A 17,380-nucleotide genomic window follows, 5' to 3' on the forward strand; every position below is an offset into this window, starting at 1 on the left:
AAAGCGATGCCAAAAAGCCAAGATCGACTAGCAGGTCAGCCAATTGCTTGGATCGAGCGCAATCTGATCGTGCGTGCATTGGAATCTATTCAAGACTTGATCGTGATCTCTCTATGTATCGGTTTGTTTAGCGTGATGGTGCTTCAACTCAAAGATATGTTCGGATCGCTGCTCTCTCCATCAAATTTCCATTTTCATGCCATCACTGCGGATATTTTATTCGTCCTCATTTTGGTCGAGCTGTTTCGGCTATTGATTATCTATTTGCAAGAACATCGCGTTTCGATTGGGGTAGCTGTGGAAGTTTCCATCGTTTCGGTGCTGAGAGAAGTGATCGTGCGCGGTGTGTTAGATACGCCTTGGGTACAGATCCTCGTAACGGGCGGATTTCTCTTAGTGTTAGCAGTTCTGCTGGTGGTTAGAGTTTGGATACCCCCTACCTTTGAGGGCATCGATCCTGAGACTCGCATCCTACAAGCCTATAACTCACAGAAGGAAGTGTCAAAAAATTAACCCAAAGTCCTTACTACTCTAAAAAACTATGGTATTTGAAAATTTGCGGCATAACCTTGACTTTCTATCTACCCTGAAAGGGGTTGTCGCTTTATTGCGAGATCCCGGTCAAACGGAATCTGTTTATGATGTCGAAGATGGACTAAGAAATACCAAAGCGACAGGGTTAGCCGTTGAGTTTGTCAAATCTAAGCCTGGCGTGGTTAAACTTTTTCAAGAGCGTTATCTAGCGCCATCGGTCAATATAGAAGCTTTGCTACAACTCCCCCAAGCATCTCTCGGATATGCCTACGCCACGTATATTCGAGATTCTGGGTTCGATCCAAACTTCTATCGTCTTGTCAAAGTCGAAGATGATATCAGCTATTTTCTCTTACGGATGCGGCAAACCCATGATATTTGGCATATTGTTGCAGGATTTGGCACGGATGTCCCTGGAGAATTGGGATTAAAGGCATTTGAACTGGCTCAAACCCATCGAACAATGTCAGCAGTCCTGATCGCAGGGGGACTCCTCAGTACTCTATTCAAGCATCCTGAAGAATTAGACAATTTATTGAGTCAGCTTGCGATCGGCTATCGGTTAGGGGCAAAAGCCAAGCCATTTCTTGCCCAGAAATGGGAAGAAAATTGGGAGCGTCCCTTACAAGATTGGCGGCAAGAGTTAGGGATAGAACCGACCAAAGAATATGTTCCGTAGGGCAAAATCTACATCCACTTTAACAACTGGCACTGTAGGGAGAATCGATCGAGGATTACCTGCCTACAATGACACACATACCATTCGTTAAGGATTTAAACCTATGCAACAAACTGGACTTGGCAAAGATACACCCGCTTGGATTATGCAAGTTTGGGCTGCATTTGTAATCTCTACCATAGGAACTGGTGTTGGTATCTTTTATCTAGAAGGAAATACTTGGCAAAAGGCGTTTGTGGGTATGGGATATGTTTTCTCGGTGTCATCAACATTTACTCTCGCAAAGACCATCCGCGACAATCAGGGAAAATAATTCTATTTTCCCAAAAGCTTCTGTACAGAAGCTTTTGGGAATGACCTCGCTTTGCGGGGTCATTCAACTCTCTGGTTTTAAATCTCGTTCCATTAATCCTTCTACTGCTTGTTGAGGATTGATTTCGCCCTTGAGCAAGCGATAGACATAACGAGACACGGGGACGGCAATATTCTCGCGATCGCTAATCGCAATTAAAACATGAGCCGTATTTACACCCTCGGCAGTACCGCTAATTGAGGCGATCGCTTCATCAAGTTGTTTTCCCTGTGCTAACGCAAAGCCCACCTGATAGTTACGGCTGAGATGACTATTGCAAGTTGCGAGTAAATCGCCTAGACCCGATAGCCCCCAAAAAGTCTCAGGTCGAGCGCCAAAATAGGAGCCCACGCGGATAATCTCCATGAGGGCACGCGTAATTAAAGCAGCCTTAGCATTTGTACCTAGTTGTAAGCCATCGCAAACTCCGACGGCGATCGCGATCACATTTTTTAAGGTACCGCCTAACTCCACACCAATCGGGTCGGAGTTGGTATATACCCTGAAGTTTTTAGAAGCGAAAGCAGTCTGCACAATTTGAGCAGCTTTGGTATCATCGCTGGCAACCACCGTAGCTGAGGGTAACCCAGCGTCAATCTCTTTGGAAAGATTCGGCCCCGACAAAACCACAATCGGGTGATTGGGCAGAGCTTTGCGCCAAATCTGAGCTGGGGTATTGCCTGTGATCGGTTCTAAACCCTTGGTGGCACTGACCAAAATCGTCTGCTCAGGCGAGCAAATTTCCTGAAGTTGTTTGGCAATACTCGCAACCCCTTTCATCGATATCGCAGAAACAATCATGTCGCTGCCTGCGATCGCCTCGGCTAAGCTTTGAGAACTCTGGCGCGACCATAGTGTGACTCGATGCTGATTGGCATTGGCTAACTTTGCCAGTGCCGATCCCCAAGCTCCTGCGCCTAGAATGGCGATCGTAGAGGCTTCAGGTAGATTTGTTTGACTATCCATAATTTGAGTGATGAGAAACTTAGAGCAAGCGTATTGGTCGGGGATCGATAGCAGCGCAAGGGGCACTGCTCGAATTTTGAGGTGGGACTAGGCTACCCTCGATCGGTGATCGAGCGGATTAGCGGATTGATGAAATTGAGTCTGGGTGTAAGAATAGGTCAGTGATATAATATGCAGCATCCTTCACAAACTTGCAGGAATCTAGGGGAAAGCAATTTATTCGACTCAATCAACTTAGATTGGCTTGTATGATTTATTCCTTAGACTTACTTTAAGGGTGGCAGTAATACAAGGATCTTGGTATTAACTCACAAAACCTTATCTGTAAGTGCCTCTCAGATAGCTGAGAGAAGGTCGCTATTTGAGGTTTAACTAATTTCAAGAGGGTGGCATACAATGATCGAGATGAAGGTGGCTGGAATTGCGATTGATGCTGTCAGTCATAACCCCATCGTTTTATTGCGCGATACAACCGATCGCAGGGCATTGCCGATTTGGATCGGTGAAGCTGAAGCGAAAGCAATTGTGAATGCGCTCGATCCCAAGCCTTTAGCAAGGCCGATGACCCACGATCTGATTATGAATATCATTGATGGTTGGTCGGCAAACCTAGAGCGTGTTGTGATTCATGCCCTCAAAAATAGTACATTCTACGCACTGTTAACGATCTCGCAGGGAGAAGTCAAAAAGGAAATTGATGCCCGCCCTAGCGATGCGATCGCCCTTGCTCTGAGAGCCCGTTGCCCAATTTGGGTTATGGAAGAAGTGATTTTAGAGGCTTCCATTCCCGTCGATCAAGATGCTGACGAAGCGGAAAGACGGGCATTTCGCGAGTTTTTATCAAATCTGAGACCCGAAGACTTTGCCAAAGGTCCAAAGCTAGGAAATTAGCAGCCTTGCTACGATCACCTATTTCTGGAGCCTCCATCGCCAAAGAAGTTGTCAATAAACCCATTGAGGCGATCGCGATCTTGAGCGGTATTTGAGTTTGTCCCAATCGTGGGAGCTAAACCAGTAGTTGATACGCTGGGTTTATAACCTTGGTCAAATTTCTTTTCGACGACTTCCCCTTCTTTACCTAGCTGCTCGGATGGTAGGTTGTTAAATGTGACGGCAACAGCACCAGCATTACCAGCTCGAATTGCCACGCGGCGATCGGCAGACCAAGACAATTTTCTACCCTCAGACAACACACCTTCAAATTCGGTTTTGCCATCTACAAGCACCCGAATCCAAGATTGTCCAGTCATTACAATGCCAACATTGACCGACTTGTTTCCCGTAAAGCTGAAGTTAGCATTGGTCGGATCTTGACTCAAAATACTACTGCTAAAAGCCAAGGAACTAGAAGCACTTAGCGCTTCACCTGTAGAACCAATAAAATAGCTGGGATCGCTACTAGTAGAGGTTTTGTCAGGATTATTTGCAAATATTGTAGATCCTGGCGTTTTGAGGGCATCTACAGCGGTAGTTGTAGGGACAAAGCTGTAAATAGGAGCTGCGATCGCGGGGGTAGGCTTAACTGTTTTAGGCGTTGCCTTTGGCGTTAGCTGCGCCGCCTTACCTAAGTTAGTTTTGCTATCGTCAATTTTGTTCGCAAGGGGCGGATTGAGAAATGCCGCTAAAGTTCCTACTGCCCCACCGATCACCAAAATGTATAGGGCATAGAGATGGAGAGGACGCAGTTCACCTGCGGGAGACTTGGACCAATTTTTTTTCTCTTCGACCACAGGGGCAAGGGGAAACTCGTCGGCAATCTTTCCTAGTCCAACGGTTTCACCATATTTACGAATGAACCCTTTAATGTAGACAGGCTCAGGCAAAGACTCGAGATTTCCTTCTTCAATGGCTCTGAGATGACGCTCGGCAATTAGCGTAGTAGCAGTAACTTGCTGAAGCGAAATATCTTTTTCTTCGCGCATTTGCTTGAGCTGTGCGCCTATTTCTGCCAACTTATCCGCTTGATTACAATTGCTAACCACAGTATCTATACCAAAACTTTAACTATCTTAACTACCTAGACCGATCCCCGCAAGTCAAGGTTTCCGTACCTTAAATATAACATTTGTTTAAGAATTATTGCTTACTGGGGCAGATGGTAGTTGGCAGGTGAACGTTTGATGGTTGACAGGGGATAGCTATAGCAAGCCTAAATGAATTGTAATGAATTTGTAGCGTGGACATCTTGCCTGCAAGGGTCAGAAACCAGTACTACGTTCGCAAACAATTAAGGATCGCTACATTCATCCTTCTGGTTCCAAACACTTTAGCGAGAATGGCTAAAAGCTAGTTTCTCAATCTCGCAGGGCTTAAGGAGGCGGTGACTACCCGATCGCAGATCGCCAAGCGTAATCGAAGCGATCGCCGTACGATGTAAAGCAAGCACGGGATAACCTAACTGCTCGGCTACACGACGAATTTGCCGATTGCGCCCCTCTCGCAACACAATGCGTAGCTGGGTTTGCTGGGGTTGGGTAGTCATAACAGTGACATCAGCAGGTAGGGTAGTCTTTTCATCGAGTAAGATCCCTTGTCGCCACTGTTGCAAGTCTGATTGGCTGGGCTGTCCTTTGACCCAGACCTCATAGGTTTTGGGAATATGATGTCGAGGATGCGCGAGCAGATTGGCACGATCGCCATCGTTGGTGAGAAGCAAAGCCCCACTGCTGTTGTAATCTAAACGTCCGACATAATAGAGGCGATTGTAAGCAGGCGGCAGCAAGTCGAATACCGTTTTACGATCTTGCGGGTCGTGGCGCGTACAAATGAATCCTATGGGCTTGTATAACAGTACCCACAGGATTTGAGGGGTTTCTTTTACAATCAGATGGTTGTCAATCTCTATGCGATCGCTTTCTGGGTCTGCCTTTGTCCCCAACTCTGTGACGATCGCGCCATTTAGTTTCACTCGCCCAGCCAAAATCAACTGCTCTGCCCCTCGCCGAGAAGCGACGCCATAGCGCGATAATATTTTTTGGAGTCTCTCAGTCATTTATGCTCTTAGGGAATTCTCTTCGGTCATTTCCATAGGTATGTCGCATTATGCAAATCTACCGTCTGCCTGTGCTCAGTGATAATTACATTTTTCTTTTACACGATCGCGATCGCAACATTGCCGCAGTGGTCGATCCTGCCGAACCTCGTCCTGTGCTGCAAAAACTCGAACAGCTAGGTGCAAACTTAGTCGCGATTTTCAATACTCACCATCATCACGATCATATCGGCGCAAATCAAGCCTTGGTAAAACAATTTCCTCAGTTAATCGTTTACGGCGGCGAACTCGATCGCGGACGCATCCCCCATCAACAGGTGTTTTTAAAGGCAGGCGATCGCGTCACCTTTGGCGATCGCACCGCTGACGTGTTTTTTATCCCTGGGCATACCCGCGCCCATATTGCCTACTACTTTCCAGCGTCAAATTCAGAGTCGGGCGAATTATTCTGCGGGGATACCCTGTTTGCGGGAGGTTGCGGTAGATTGTTTGAAGGAACACCTGCCCAAATGCTGCACTCTTTAAACCAATTGCGCCAACTGCCTGATGCCACGCGGGTATGGTGCGCCCATGAGTATACGCTGGGCAATCTCAAGTTTGCCCTGACCGTAGATGCCAAGAACGCAATTTTGCAAGAACGCTTCAAAACTGTGAGTGAAATGCGCCAAAGGGACGAGCCCACAATTCCCTCTACGATTGGCATTGAAAAACAAACAAACCCATTTTTGCGTTGGGATCAGCCCGCCATTCAAACGGCGGCGGATCTTAAAGAAGCAAACCCCGAACCAGAGAGAGTCTTTGCCAGAATTCGAGGCAAAAAAGATTTGTTTTAAATTCTTAGAAGGTTTTCAAATAACAAATTTCCCTAGGTAGGGGCAGCGCCCCCGTGCCTGCCCTATGGGTGGTGGAGCGCCCCAAAAAGGGTTTCTCTTACATCCATCATTAAATTTGAAAAACTGGGGTGCAAGGATTCGAACCTCGGAATGGCTGGACCAAAACCAGCTGCCTTACCACTTGGCGACACCCCAATCGCGCGCTTCTGAAAACGCAACTTAGATACTATAGCAAACAAAGTTAGCAACTTGTCAACCGAATTTTAAGAAGCATCCGTAATTTCGGCACAAATTTTCTGCCAAGCCAGTACTGGATCGGGCGCAGCCGTAATTGGACGACCGATCACAAGATAATTTGCCCCCAGCGCGATCGCTTGTTTTGGCGTCATCACCCGTTTTTGATCCCCAGGGGTTGCCCATGTGGGACGCACCCCTGGCGTCACTAGATAGAAATCTCGCCCCAAAAGCGATCGCAAACTACTGACCTCATGGGGAGAGCACACTGCCCCCGCTAAACCGCAAGTCTGGGCAGTCTCTGCCATATGCAGGGCATATTCGGGTAACTCGATCGGAACCTTGAGATCGAAAGCCAACTCCCTAGAAGAAATACTGGTCAGCAGGGAGATCCCAAGCAACTTGGTGCGCGATCCCTCCACCTCGGCTTGGGCAGCCTTAAGCATGGCGCGACCGCCAACGGCATGAACGGTGAGAAAATCGACATCAAATTTAGCGGCGACCCGACAGGCAGAGGCAACAGTGTTGGGGATATCGTGCAGCTTTAGATCGAGAAAAATTTGCTTTTGGCGTTGCTTCAGTTCAGACAGGATCGCATGTCCCTCGGCAATGAATAATTCTAGCCCGACCTTCCAAAAGCTAACTTCGGGCAAGCGATCGCATAGGGCGATTGCCTCTGCGGCACTGGGCACATCAAGCGCTACGATAATCTTGTGAGAAACTTGCTCAGAAGTCCGATCTGAAATTTGCTCTGAAGGAAAAAGCATCGATTGCATAAGATGACGAGTGGTTCTAATTGATACTGACACAGCGATCTAATCTCTATATAATAGTATGGCTATTGGCATCAGGAGGGTTTTATGAGAGCAGTGTTGATGGCAGGAGGCTCTGGCACAAGACTGAGACCGCTCACCTGCGATCTGCCCAAGCCAATGGTTTCGGTTTTAAATCGTCCGATTACTGAGCATATTCTGCGTTTGCTCAAGCGGCATGGCATCAGGGAAGTAATCGCAACATTGCATTACCTGCCAGACATGATTCGCGACCATTTTGGCGATGGCAGTGAATTTGACATGGATATGCTGTATGTGGTTGAGGAAGATCAGCCCCTTGGGACAGCAGGATGCGTCAAAAATGTGGAAAGCCTTTTGGATGACACATTTCTCGTAATTAGTGGTGACAGCATTACCGACTTCGATCTGACTGCGGCAATTCGCTTCCACAAAGCCAAAAAATCAAAAGCTACCTTAATTTTGCGTCGCGTCAACGAACCGATGGCTTTTGGGGTCGTGATCACCGACGAACAAAATCGGATTCAACGTTTTTTAGAGAAACCTTCCACAGGTGAAATTTTTTCAGATACGGTGAATACGGGCATCTACATTCTCGAACCCGAAGTTCTCAGCTATCTACCCGCCAATCAGCCCCAAGATTTTTCCCACGATCTTTTCCCTTTGCTTTTAGAAAAGGCAGTCCCCATGTTTGGCTATGTGGCAGATGGCTACTGGTGCGATATCGGTACGTTAGAAGCCTACCGTCAAGCGCAATATGATGCGATTAGGGGCAGAGTTCACCTCGAATTTGATTATTTACAGTTACGGACTGGCGTATGGGTAGGGCAGCACACCACGATCGATGCGACAGCTCGCATTGAAGCACCTATCCTAATAGGGGACAATTGCTCGATTGGGGCGCGGGTAAGTATCTCGGCGGGGACGATTATTGGGGATCACGTTACCATCGGGGCTGACTGTGACTTGCAGCGACCGATTATTTGTAACGGTGTCACAATTGGCGAAGAAAGCCACCTATGGGCTTGCACGATCGCGCGCAATTCGCGGATTAGTCGGCGCAGTCATGTCATGGAAGGAGCCGTAGTTGGCTCTAACTCCGTAATTGGCGAAGAGTCGCGTATTTTCCCCAATGTACGCATTTGGCCGAGCAAACGGGTGGAATCGGGAGCAACGCTGACCACGAATTTAATTTGGGGAACGATGGCAGCCCGCCATCTCTTTGGGCATCGGGGCGTATCGGGGCTGGCAAATGCCGATATTACGCCAGAGTTTGCCGTTAAATTGGGAGCCTCCTATGGGGCAACGCTCAGACCTGGTTCTCAGGTAATGGTGTCTCGCGATCAACGCACGATCTGTCGCATGGTGACGCGATCGCTGATTTCAGGCTTGATGTCCGTCGGCATAAATGTTGAGAACTTAGAAGCTACTGCCATTCCGATCTCCAGATTCACTGCGCGCAGCCTCAATATCGCTGGGGGCATCCACGTCCGCATCCATCCCGATCGCAACGATCACATTCTGATCGAGTTTCTCGATGCCAATGGCATTAACATCGACACCAATCAAGAAAAGAAAATTGAAGGAGCCTATTACAAGGAAGATTTTCGCCGCGCGCGCATGGAAGAAATTGGCGAAATCACCTATCCATCCCGTATTCTTGACTACTACAACAGTGGCTTTGCCAAGAACCTAGACGCGGAAGCCATTCGCAATAGCGACTGCAAAAAGATTGTAATTGACTATGTTTATGCGGTCTCAGGCGCGGTTTTACCACGTATCTTGGGTAAATTTAGCAGTGATGTCGTCGTTCTCAATGCCAGCCTCAATGAAATTGCCCCAGCCATGAGCGAGAGAGAGAGAATGCTGGATCAGCTAGGCGATGTCGTGAGAGCGATCAAAGCCAATTTTGGCGTACAGGTATTTGCGAATGGAGAGAAGTTCATCTTGATTGACGAACTGGGGGAACCGATTCGTGGTGAAATGCTGACGGCTCTGATGGTAGAAATGGCGCTGACGGCAAAGCCTGGTGGGTCAGTCGTGGTTCCCGTCTCTGTGTCAGGCGTGGTAGAACAAATTGCGGCTAGACATCATGGCAAGATTATTCGGACGCGTGCGAATCCAACGGCTCTGATGATGGCTTGCCATAAAACAGAAGGGGTAATTTTAGGCGGAGCCGCAGAAATGGGCTTTATCTTTCCGCAGTTACATCCTGGGTTTGATGCCATGTTTAGTACTGCCAAAATTATTGAATGGCTGACGCTGCAAAGAGGTACGATTTCTCAAATGCGGAAACACTTGCCAGATTTCCACTTTAAGAGTCAGTCGGTTCGTTGTCCTTGGAGCGTCAAAGGAACCTTGATGCGTCACCTTGTAGAAGCCTATAGCCAAAAGCATCTCGAGCTAATTGATGGCGTCAAAGTCATGTATTCCGATGATGACTGGGTACTCATCCTACCCGATGCTGGCGAACCGATCGTGCATGTCTATGTGAATGGGAAAGATAGCGTGCAAAGTGATGGCGAGGGATGGATAGAAACCCATATGCAAGAGTTTCGCAACTATATTGAGACTTTTTGCAAGCTTCAGATCGCACTGTCAAAAGATTCCGCTATTCTAGATACATAACTAAGCGCGATCGCAGGGTTCAAGGCTATCCCTGTCATCGCAAAATCAGCACAAAAGATCGAGGAGACATCTAGATGGGTGAGGTATTGGATTCGGCCGAAGCGTATAACGATCGCGGCATGGGAAAAGCGGAATCAGAGGACTATGTGGGAGCGATCGCTGACTATTCCAAAGCGATCGAACTGGATCCCACCTTTGCGGAGGCTTACTACAATCGCGCCTACGATCGCTCTGAGATTAGAGACTATCAAGGGGCGATTGAGGACTACACCAAAGTGATCGAACTGGTTCCCGATGAAGCTGCCGCTGCCTATTTTAATCGGGGCATGGCAAAAGCAAAGCTAGGTGATGCAGAAGGAGCGATCGCCGATTGCCAACATGCGGAAAGCATCAATGGATCTGAGTGAGCGTAAATACGCGAAATATGAAGTTTTTGGGATTCCACGGAGTTTATTGCTACACTATCAGTACAGTCGATTGGACTAAGTATGAACGAACCCTCTGAACCCAAAAGAGTCAAACAACCACCACTACTTTTTGACGAGACCCAAGCGATTATTGCCAAGCTAGAGATCCTGACAGGCTACAAAATCTTGTCCTATTGGACTTCTGCACGCGGTGGGGTCTGTGCCAATGATGTGCTGGCTTTGTATGAAGTTTTTAAAAAAATTGGGCCTGGGGAAAAGATTGCGATTTTCATCAAATCCAGTGGCGGCAATGTGGAAGCCTCACTCCAATTTGTGAACTTGGTCAGAGAATACTACAAGAGCATGGTTGCCTTGGTGCCTTTAGAGTGTGCTTCGGCAGCAACGATGATTGCACTCGGAGCCGATGAGATCCAGATGGGAGCCTTGGCATATTTGACGGCGATCGATTCTTCGCTGACCCATCAACTTTCGCCCATCGACGAGCTGCATAATCGCCGCGTCAGCGTTAGCCAAGACGAGTTAGCAAGGATTGTCACCCTATGGAATAGCAATTCTCAAGATCGGCAGGGAAATCCTTACACGGATATTTTTAAATACGTTCATCCTTTGGTTGTCGGTGCGATCGATCGCGCCAGTTCGCTCTCGATTAAACTCTGTGAAGAGATTCTTTCCTATCATATTGCAGAGCGCGAGGAATGCGAACGCATTAGTAAAATCCTCAACTCAGATTATCCTTCCCATAGCTATCCGATTACGCTCAGAGAAGCAAAGCGGATTGGCTTAAAGATTTTCAGCTTAAGTCCAACCGTGAACGATCTGCTGATTAACTTGAATACGCTCTACTCGGAAATGGCGCAAAAGGCGATTACCGATTTTAATGAATACAACTACCATGACAATGAGATCCTCAATATCTTAGAGACCATCGGAAGCCAAGTTTACTATCAGAACGATCAAGATTTAGCCTACATGAAAGAAGAACGTCGCTGGCAATCTTTGAATAATGAGAGTTCTTGGAGAAGGATTGAACTGGTTGAAGGTGAGAAGGTTATGTCTCAGTTCCATATCAGGTAAGAGCTTATAACTTCAGTCCTGAGAATGGGGGGCTAGGGAGCAGTGTAGGACAACCTCCTTCATTGGGAAGACGATAAAATTGTTTTCACCCGAAACACTTACGGAATATAGGTTTGGATGCAATAGATATAAATACTCAGAAATGTTTTACTTTCGATTTACTGTAACTATAGACTACAGTACTAGCATGTCTAGGCTAAAATTGTGGGTAAAGATGATGCAGTTTTATACCTGCATCTTCAGTTGAAAATTGCCACTTGACTTGCGCATGAGACTGATTGCGCTCCTGTTGCCAAGCTTGTAGTTCTTTTTCTAGTGTGACCTCATCAGGGATGCGACGATCTAAACATTGTTGATGAAGTACACTCAATTCGATTTCAGCAATGTTCAGCCAACTACCATTGCGGGGCGTATAGTGAATTTCCAGTCGCCGCGCTAGTCGATGAGCTTCTTCGGCTGGAAAGGTCTCATACAACGAGCCAATATGATGGGTATTGAGGTTGTCACAAACCAACTTCACCTTACGGACATTGGGGTATTCCACATCGAGGACATGTCGGATTTCGTGTGCCCACTCAATGCGGGTACGATGCTCATAACTTTTAACCCGCCGCCAACCTCGAAAGGGGGCAATGAACAAAAACACCGGGCGAGTGCCTCTGCGATCGTAGTGATAGTCTTCTTTGGCATCTTGTCCCGGTTCGAGCGCCAGCGACGGCACCACATCGGCTTGTAGTTCAACCACAGCTTCATCCATACAAATTAAAGGTTCCTCTGGGTTGTAGGGAGTGGTGTAAACGTCAAGCACCTCTTCCATCTGTGCAATGAATCGAGCTGTATCTTTTTCAGCAATACAGTAGCGTTGTTTCTTCCAGGGTCTTAATTCATTTTTTTTAGACTCTGTCGCACGGTTTCTCGACTAATCTCTGTCACAATGCCACGCTGCTTTAATTCATTGACTAATAAACTCAGCGTCCAGCGAACTCGACCTGTCGGTGCTTCTGAGCAGCAAATCGCCACCAAATGAGCATGTTTTTCCCCATCTAATTTAGGCGGAGTGGGGGGTGTCAGACGTGGACACCTTTCTAGTGCTGGAACTTCTCCTGCACAGACAAACCGCTTGCGGATGTTGGCAATTGTATTGACATGGAGTCCCAACGCTTCGCTAATTTGAGCATCAGTCCATCGTCCTTCGGGATGCTCTTGGTCTGCCATCAACAGTACACGAGCGTGCAAAACCTTTTTGACGGGAGCAGTCCCATTCCGACTAATATCCTTCAGACGTTGACGTTGTTCTTCACTCAAACAGACTTTGTTTTTTATGTTGGGATTACTCATAAAGGGAGCCTAGGAGGATTTATCCACAATTTTAGCCTAGACATGCTAGTACATTAATCGATTACTGTAAATTTACCGTCAATTTTCTCTCCTAGGGAAACACCTTACAGGCAACTTACTCATATTTGTAACGGATGATTTAGTTGGACTGTTGAGGATTGTTGTCTAATGTTAGGTTGAGATTTATCTGAATAAATATTTAGGATTAAGATGTTTCAAGGACTGCTTTCAAGTAGCTGATTATGCTTCCTCAAATGAGGGCAAGAAGTAAATCAGTTAAGATTAAGCAAAAATATAACTCATAAAGTAGAAATGGCAGACAAACCTTCAAGTATTTCAATCAAAGAAAAACCTAAAATTTGTGCAATTGATCTAGAGGAAGAAATTGTTGAAGCACTAAAAGATAAAGGCTTAGATTGTTTTTCTGGTACTTTAGGATCTCAAGTTAAAGTGCCAAATTTAAGTACACATACTAGTCATCAGTGCTTATTAAATTATAAACTCCCTTTAAATCTTCATGAATATGACATCATAATCGTAGATTTAAAGGATCAAGAGCCAATTGAATATGTTCAATCTCAACACACGCAATCATTAGTCAAAGGACACGAACAACCTGTCTTTATAAGTAAATATCCTGAAACGATCTTCGATCCAAGACCAATATCATCACATTTATTAGGAAAAAACTTAAAGGACTTCATTTCTAAAGAAACCCTCATTATTGTCTTTTGTTCCGACAACCAGTTTTTTGATTATCATGTTGCAAAAAATACTTTTAGAGGCTTACACGAAGTAGGATCTGAACGGTTGTTCTTGTATGCATTCATATCATATTTGCAAGAAATAATTGGTGATAAAACGGATAAAAATGTGGTGCTTTCAGATTACAGAGAGGATATAAAGGGGTTCCTTCATAAATACAGAGAAAAGTTTATTTATAATGCTGTGTTTCAGCATCCTACTTTTTGGGATCCAAAAGAGAGAAAACATTTCAAGAGAAATAATTTTGTTCCGCTATTACTAAATTCTCAGAGTGAAATAGTTGGTTTTATTGATTTTGAATTTGAACCATCAACAGTTATTGCTTTCCCTCAATTACAGAATAGCAAAAAAGATTTCCTTCTTGAACTTATTAATGAACTACTGCCTAGTTTATTTCCTGATATCTTTCCCTACTCAGAGAAATTTTCTTGGGTGAAGTCAGAAGGTTACTACCTGCCAAATCAAGAAGCTCTCTTAAAGGAAAAGAGAAAGATTGAAGATGAACATAAAGTTGCTTTAGCTAGGATAGATGACAAAATTCAAAACAATCAAGTCAAGTACCAGTACTTGCATGATTTGATTACTAAAACAGCCGATTCCCTAGTTAAATCTGTCGAAAATTTCTTTAACTGGCTTGGCTTTAAAAATATTGTTAATTTGGATGAAACTAATCCAAGAATCAAAGAAGAAGATCTTCAGATTCCTATAGAAAATGGTTTGTTTGTCGTAGAAATAAAGGGTATTGGTGGAAAATCTAAGGACGAAGATTGTTCACAAGTATATAAGTATAAGAATAGAAGAATAAAGGAACTAGGGCGTTTCGATGTATTTGCTCTATATCTAGTAAACCATCAAAGATATTTACCTCCTGACAAAAGGAATAACCCTCCCTTTAGTGACCAACAGATTGCTGATGCTGAACAAGAAGAAAGAGGTTTGCTTACAACATATGAACTCTTTAAGTTGTACTTCAATATTGAAAAGGGTTTTATAACCAAAGAAGATGCCAGATCCTCATTGTTGAAGTGTGGACTAGTACAATTTAAACCATCGAAAGCTCGTTTGCTTAGTCGCCCTTATGAAATTCTTTATGGAGGGAAAATTGTTATCCTCAACATTGTCAATACTCTTCTAAAAGTGGGTTCATCGATTATTGTCTGTAATAAAGATAATTGGTTTAAAACAGAAATCCTGACAATTCGGTTAAACGATAACGATGTTGATTCTATTCAAAATGGAGAAATAGGAATTAGACTTAGTAAAGAAGTACATAAAGAATCTGAGCTGTGGTTAGAAGATACAACCAATGACTTAAGCTAAACATATCTAAATCAGTACTTAATCAACTAGTGTAGCAACCTGTAGGTAATTCTTAGCTGTCTCACCCAACTGTATAAAGTGATCCAGACTCATGTCACCAAAATTAGGATTCTAACGGCTAAGCGCAGATAAATAGAGGTTAGCGTTAAGGAATTTGGCGATCGCCCCTCCCAGAGTGAAATTTCTGGGGAAGGAGCGATCGCTGTAAAAAAATGCCAGTACCTCATGGATAGAGATGACTGGCATTGACCTCGTAAGGAAAATTTAGATGGTGAAATAGCGATCGCTAAAACGTAAAGGTGGTTCTGACTACGCCAACCGTTGCCGTGGGATTGCTGCTAAATCCTTCGGGATTAAACACAAAGAAGATACCAGGCGTAATACTGATATTTTTACTAACCTTGAAGTTGAAATAGCCTTCTAAATGATAAGGCGTAGCAGTTTCAGGTCTCGTGGCACTACCGCCCACGGAATTTCGATACAGTGGTTGTCCAAAGATAATTCCAGCCGTGTTGCCTTCATTGAATACATCACTGAAATGGAGTCCTGTCATCCAACTAGTAAAGGTTGTAGAAGCATCCTTATTAGTAAGATTGGCAAAGATCCAAGCGCCAGATAGATTAAAAGCAATCTTTGGAGTAATCCGCCATGTCAAAGTCGAACCGATAGAATTTAGTTTGATCGGGTCGGTTAGCAATCCTCCGTTAATAGCAGCAATGTCTGCAGAAGCTAGACCAGTTCCCAAAATATTGATCTGGTGGTAGCTATTGGCATAGTTCAGTCCGATATCAAGATTGGAAGTGGGTTTGAGGGTTAATTGAGCAGCCGCAATGGTACTACCACCAAAGAAACCAGCACCAAGTAAAGTACTGGGGCTGTTAGCAGCGATCGCAGGGTTGACACTTCCGTATAAAGCTCGAAAATCAACCTTATCAGAAGGAGCCCAGATGAAACCAACGGCGGCAGCTAGACCAGTACCTGATGTACCGCCAGATACACGGGTCGCAGCATTTAAACCCTGACCAAAACGAGAGATAGAACCTTGGCTTTCACTAGCAAAGGGGCTAACCGCTGGGAAAGCATCGGAAACTTCTGCATTAGAACCTGCAAACATCGTCAACTTATCAGCAACAGGGAAAATGTAGAGCAACTTGTAAAGATTGACTGAGTTGACGGCTGAGGTATTGGAGTTAGAGGGATTGAAATTGAGGAATTGATTCTCAAATCCCAATCGGACATTACTAGAACTGCCGAGGGGATCGGCATAGCCTAACGGTGCAGCCAGACTGTTGATATTTGTAGCTTGCAATCCAGTAATCAATAAGTCCTTACCAGAGAAGCTGGTCAATAAATTCAGGCGTACGCGGTTACTAAAAACAATGTTAGTATTTGTGCCACCAGTAGGATTTGCCCCACTAGCTCCAGCCACAGCCATAATGACTTCGCCAGAGAGCTTTGTAGTTGTTGAGAACTGTTGAGCTTCCAACTTGGCAGTTTTGGCTTCAAGCGCATCTACACGACCTCTGAGGGTAGCGAGTTCAGCAGCAAATTCTTCTTGAAGCTTTTGAACTGTGGCAAGGTCTTCTTTACTGACTTTATCTGCCAAACCAGCAGAGATAATTTCATTGATTTTGTCCAAGCAAGCATTCAAACCAGCGGCAAACTCATAGCGAGACATCGCTCTTTGTCCGCGATAGGTGCGATCGGGATAACCTGCAATGCAACCGTAGCGTTCTACTAGAGACTGTAAAGCTGTGAATGCCCAGTCCGTGGGTCTAACATCGGATAACTGGGATACTGAAGTTACTTGTGCGTTAAGCTCCGCAATGGGCAGATCGTTCGCTCTAACCTGCGAGGACAAATTAGGTACATCAGGGGATAATTGAGGCTCAGTGGTGGGAGCAATAGAAGTAGAAGAAGCAGGGGCGGGATTTATGACAGTATTTTTTGCTTCTACCTGCATAGGCTGCGATCGCACGGGCTTTGTTTCGGCAGCATATAGAATTCCAGGGGTGATAAAACCGACAGATAGGCAAAGCAATCCTATCTTGGTGAAGCTTATTTTGTTAGAAAATTGGCGATCGCTCATAAAAAATCCTCACACGACAAGTGCAAATGTTCGCAGTATTTTGTTGCAACTCAAAGAGTAGAAACTTTGATTAGGAATGTTTCTAAAGCTATAGCAATCCTATTTAATTTGTATGTGGGGCAATTCATAAATTGCCATGATTCTATGCAAAACAAAGAATCTCCTCTATGTCATTTAGGAGCACTATAAATATATATTACAACCCTAAATTATTTGTGTGTAGGGGCAATTCATAAAGGGAGCATCTCAATTAGGTAATAAGTAGAAATACTTAGCAAAGCAGAGTGGGATAATCGATCAAAGTTAAGCCCTATAAAACAATGAGTCCAGAAGACAAAGAAAGACTAGAAGCCTGTA

16 protein-coding genes and 1 tRNA gene are annotated in these 17,380 nt (G+C 45.1%); 9 read left to right on the top strand and 8 right to left on the bottom strand.

The features are described 5' to 3' along the window. Positions 1-6: 6 nt before the first annotated feature. From ACP2WE_RS20700 to ACP2WE_RS20710, 3 genes are all read left to right on the top strand, one after another. Positions 7-513 carry a phosphate-starvation-inducible PsiE family protein gene (locus ACP2WE_RS20700; RefSeq protein ID WP_425217432.1) on the top strand — a complete coding sequence of 169 codons (507 nt, stop codon included), beginning with the start codon at positions 7-9 and terminating at the stop codon, positions 511-513. A gap of 28 nt (positions 514-541) precedes the next feature. Next, a complete protein-coding gene (locus ACP2WE_RS20705) occupies positions 542-1,213 on the top strand; it encodes a Coq4 family protein (RefSeq protein WP_425217433.1) in 672 nt (223 codons plus the stop codon). Positions 1,214-1,316: 103 nt separating this feature from the next. Next, entirely contained in the window at positions 1,317-1,526 is a 210-nt protein-coding gene (locus ACP2WE_RS20710; RefSeq protein ID WP_425217434.1) for a YiaA/YiaB family inner membrane protein, read from the top strand. Positions 1,527-1,589: 63 nt separating this feature from the next. Here the strand turns inward: ACP2WE_RS20710 and ACP2WE_RS20715 are convergent, their stop codons facing one another. Then, a complete protein-coding gene (locus tag ACP2WE_RS20715; protein WP_425217435.1) occupies positions 1,590-2,531 on the bottom strand; it encodes an NAD(P)H-dependent glycerol-3-phosphate dehydrogenase in 942 nt (313 codons plus the stop codon). A 396-nt stretch (positions 2,532-2,927) separates the two neighbouring features. Here ACP2WE_RS20715 and ACP2WE_RS20720 point away from each other — a divergent pair, with 396 nt between their 5' ends. Continuing rightward, positions 2,928-3,422, top strand: a complete 495-nt coding sequence (locus ACP2WE_RS20720; protein WP_425217436.1) for a bifunctional nuclease family protein — start codon at positions 2,928-2,930, stop codon at positions 3,420-3,422. A gap of 14 nt (positions 3,423-3,436) precedes the next feature. Here ACP2WE_RS20720 and ACP2WE_RS20725 read toward each other — a convergent pair whose 3' ends face one another. After that, complete coding sequence (locus tag ACP2WE_RS20725; RefSeq protein ID WP_425217437.1) at positions 3,437-4,513, bottom strand: helix-turn-helix domain-containing protein; 1,077 nt, start codon at positions 4,511-4,513, stop codon at positions 3,437-3,439. A 284-nt stretch (positions 4,514-4,797) separates the two neighbouring features. Next, a complete protein-coding gene (locus ACP2WE_RS20730) occupies positions 4,798-5,523 on the bottom strand; it encodes a pseudouridine synthase (RefSeq protein ID WP_425217438.1) in 726 nt (241 codons plus the stop codon). Positions 5,524-5,573: 50 nt separating this feature from the next. Between ACP2WE_RS20730 and gloB the strand changes: the two genes are divergently transcribed. Next, positions 5,574-6,356, top strand: coding sequence for a hydroxyacylglutathione hydrolase (gloB, locus tag ACP2WE_RS20735; RefSeq protein WP_425217439.1), 783 nt, complete (start codon positions 5,574-5,576; stop codon positions 6,354-6,356). A gap of 123 nt (positions 6,357-6,479) precedes the next feature. Here the strand turns inward: gloB and ACP2WE_RS20740 are convergent. After that, a tRNA-Gln gene (locus ACP2WE_RS20740) sits at positions 6,480-6,551 on the bottom strand. 68 nt (positions 6,552-6,619) lie between these two features. After that, positions 6,620-7,357 (bottom strand): orotidine-5'-phosphate decarboxylase, encoded by a 738-nt coding sequence (pyrF, locus tag ACP2WE_RS20745; protein WP_425217448.1) that lies wholly within the window; start codon positions 7,355-7,357, stop codon positions 6,620-6,622. A 93-nt stretch (positions 7,358-7,450) separates the two neighbouring features. On the opposite strand from pyrF, the gene ACP2WE_RS20750 reads away from it, so the two are divergent. The 3 genes from ACP2WE_RS20750 to ACP2WE_RS20760 all read left to right on the top strand — a co-directional run bounded on the left by ACP2WE_RS20750 (position 7,451) and on the right by ACP2WE_RS20760 (position 11,511). Further along, positions 7,451-10,009 (top strand): sugar phosphate nucleotidyltransferase, encoded by a 2,559-nt coding sequence (locus ACP2WE_RS20750; RefSeq protein WP_425217440.1) that lies wholly within the window; start codon positions 7,451-7,453, stop codon positions 10,007-10,009. Between the two features lie 74 nt (positions 10,010-10,083). Then, the gene (locus tag ACP2WE_RS20755) at positions 10,084-10,416 is read left to right on the top strand and encodes a tetratricopeptide repeat protein (protein ID WP_425217441.1); all 333 of its coding nucleotides are present in this window, start codon (positions 10,084-10,086) and stop codon (positions 10,414-10,416) included. An 81-nt stretch (positions 10,417-10,497) separates the two neighbouring features. Beyond that, on the top strand, positions 10,498-11,511 hold the full coding sequence (locus tag ACP2WE_RS20760; RefSeq protein WP_425217442.1) for an SDH family Clp fold serine proteinase: 1,014 nt from the start codon (positions 10,498-10,500) through the stop codon (positions 11,509-11,511). Between the two features lie 196 nt (positions 11,512-11,707). Here the strand turns inward: ACP2WE_RS20760 and ACP2WE_RS20765 are convergent. Next, a protein-coding gene (locus ACP2WE_RS20765) for an IS630 family transposase (protein WP_425217443.1) occupies positions 11,708-12,849 on the bottom strand; the annotation gives its coding sequence in 2 pieces (ribosomal slippage) (positions 11,708-12,408 and positions 12,408-12,849; 1,143 coding nt in all). 312 nt (positions 12,850-13,161) lie between these two features. Here ACP2WE_RS20765 and ACP2WE_RS20770 point away from each other — a divergent pair. Then, entirely contained in the window at positions 13,162-14,934 is a 1,773-nt protein-coding gene (locus ACP2WE_RS20770; RefSeq protein ID WP_425217444.1) for a hypothetical protein, read from the top strand. A 111-nt stretch (positions 14,935-15,045) separates the two neighbouring features. Here ACP2WE_RS20770 and ACP2WE_RS20775 read toward each other — a convergent pair whose 3' ends face one another. Further along, positions 15,046-15,180: a hypothetical protein gene (locus ACP2WE_RS20775; RefSeq protein WP_425217445.1), complete on the bottom strand. Its 135-nt coding sequence runs from the start codon at positions 15,178-15,180 to the stop codon at positions 15,046-15,048. A 40-nt stretch (positions 15,181-15,220) separates the two neighbouring features. Next, on the bottom strand, positions 15,221-17,023 hold the full coding sequence (locus ACP2WE_RS20780; RefSeq protein WP_425217446.1) for an iron uptake porin: 1,803 nt from the start codon (positions 17,021-17,023) through the stop codon (positions 15,221-15,223). Between the last annotated feature and the right edge of the window lie 357 nt (positions 17,024-17,380).

The organism is Tumidithrix helvetica PCC 7403 (genome assembly GCF_965232925.1).
In the GTDB taxonomy this organism is placed as follows: Bacteria; Cyanobacteriota; Cyanobacteriia; order Pseudanabaenales; family Pseudanabaenaceae; genus Tumidithrix; species Tumidithrix helvetica.

Coding starts and splice junctions, on each gene's coding strand:
- ACP2WE_RS20720 (WP_425217436.1), top strand. CDS start 2,928: ATGATCGAGATGAAGGTGGCTGGAATTGCGATTGATGCTGTCAGTCAT.
- ACP2WE_RS20755 (WP_425217441.1), top strand. CDS start 10,084: ATGGGTGAGGTATTGGATTCGGCCGAAGCGTATAACGATCGCGGCATG.
- ACP2WE_RS20715 (WP_425217435.1), bottom strand. CDS start 2,531: ATGGATAGTCAAACAAATCTACCTGAAGCCTCTACGATCGCCATTCTA.
- pyrF (WP_425217448.1), bottom strand. CDS start 7,357: ATGCTTTTTCCTTCAGAGCAAATTTCAGATCGGACTTCTGAGCAAGTT.
- gloB (WP_425217439.1), top strand. CDS start 5,574: ATGCAAATCTACCGTCTGCCTGTGCTCAGTGATAATTACATTTTTCTT.
- ACP2WE_RS20710 (WP_425217434.1), top strand. CDS start 1,317: ATGCAACAAACTGGACTTGGCAAAGATACACCCGCTTGGATTATGCAA.
- ACP2WE_RS20780 (WP_425217446.1), bottom strand. CDS start 17,023: ATGAGCGATCGCCAATTTTCTAACAAAATAAGCTTCACCAAGATAGGA.
- ACP2WE_RS20760 (WP_425217442.1), top strand. CDS start 10,498: ATGAACGAACCCTCTGAACCCAAAAGAGTCAAACAACCACCACTACTT.
- ACP2WE_RS20705 (WP_425217433.1), top strand. CDS start 542: ATGGTATTTGAAAATTTGCGGCATAACCTTGACTTTCTATCTACCCTG.
- ACP2WE_RS20775 (WP_425217445.1), bottom strand. CDS start 15,180: ATGCCAGTCATCTCTATCCATGAGGTACTGGCATTTTTTTACAGCGAT.
- ACP2WE_RS20700 (WP_425217432.1), top strand. CDS start 7: ATGCCAAAAAGCCAAGATCGACTAGCAGGTCAGCCAATTGCTTGGATC.
- ACP2WE_RS20730 (WP_425217438.1), bottom strand. CDS start 5,523: ATGACTGAGAGACTCCAAAAAATATTATCGCGCTATGGCGTCGCTTCT.
- ACP2WE_RS20750 (WP_425217440.1), top strand. CDS start 7,451: ATGAGAGCAGTGTTGATGGCAGGAGGCTCTGGCACAAGACTGAGACCG.
- ACP2WE_RS20770 (WP_425217444.1), top strand. CDS start 13,162: ATGGCAGACAAACCTTCAAGTATTTCAATCAAAGAAAAACCTAAAATT.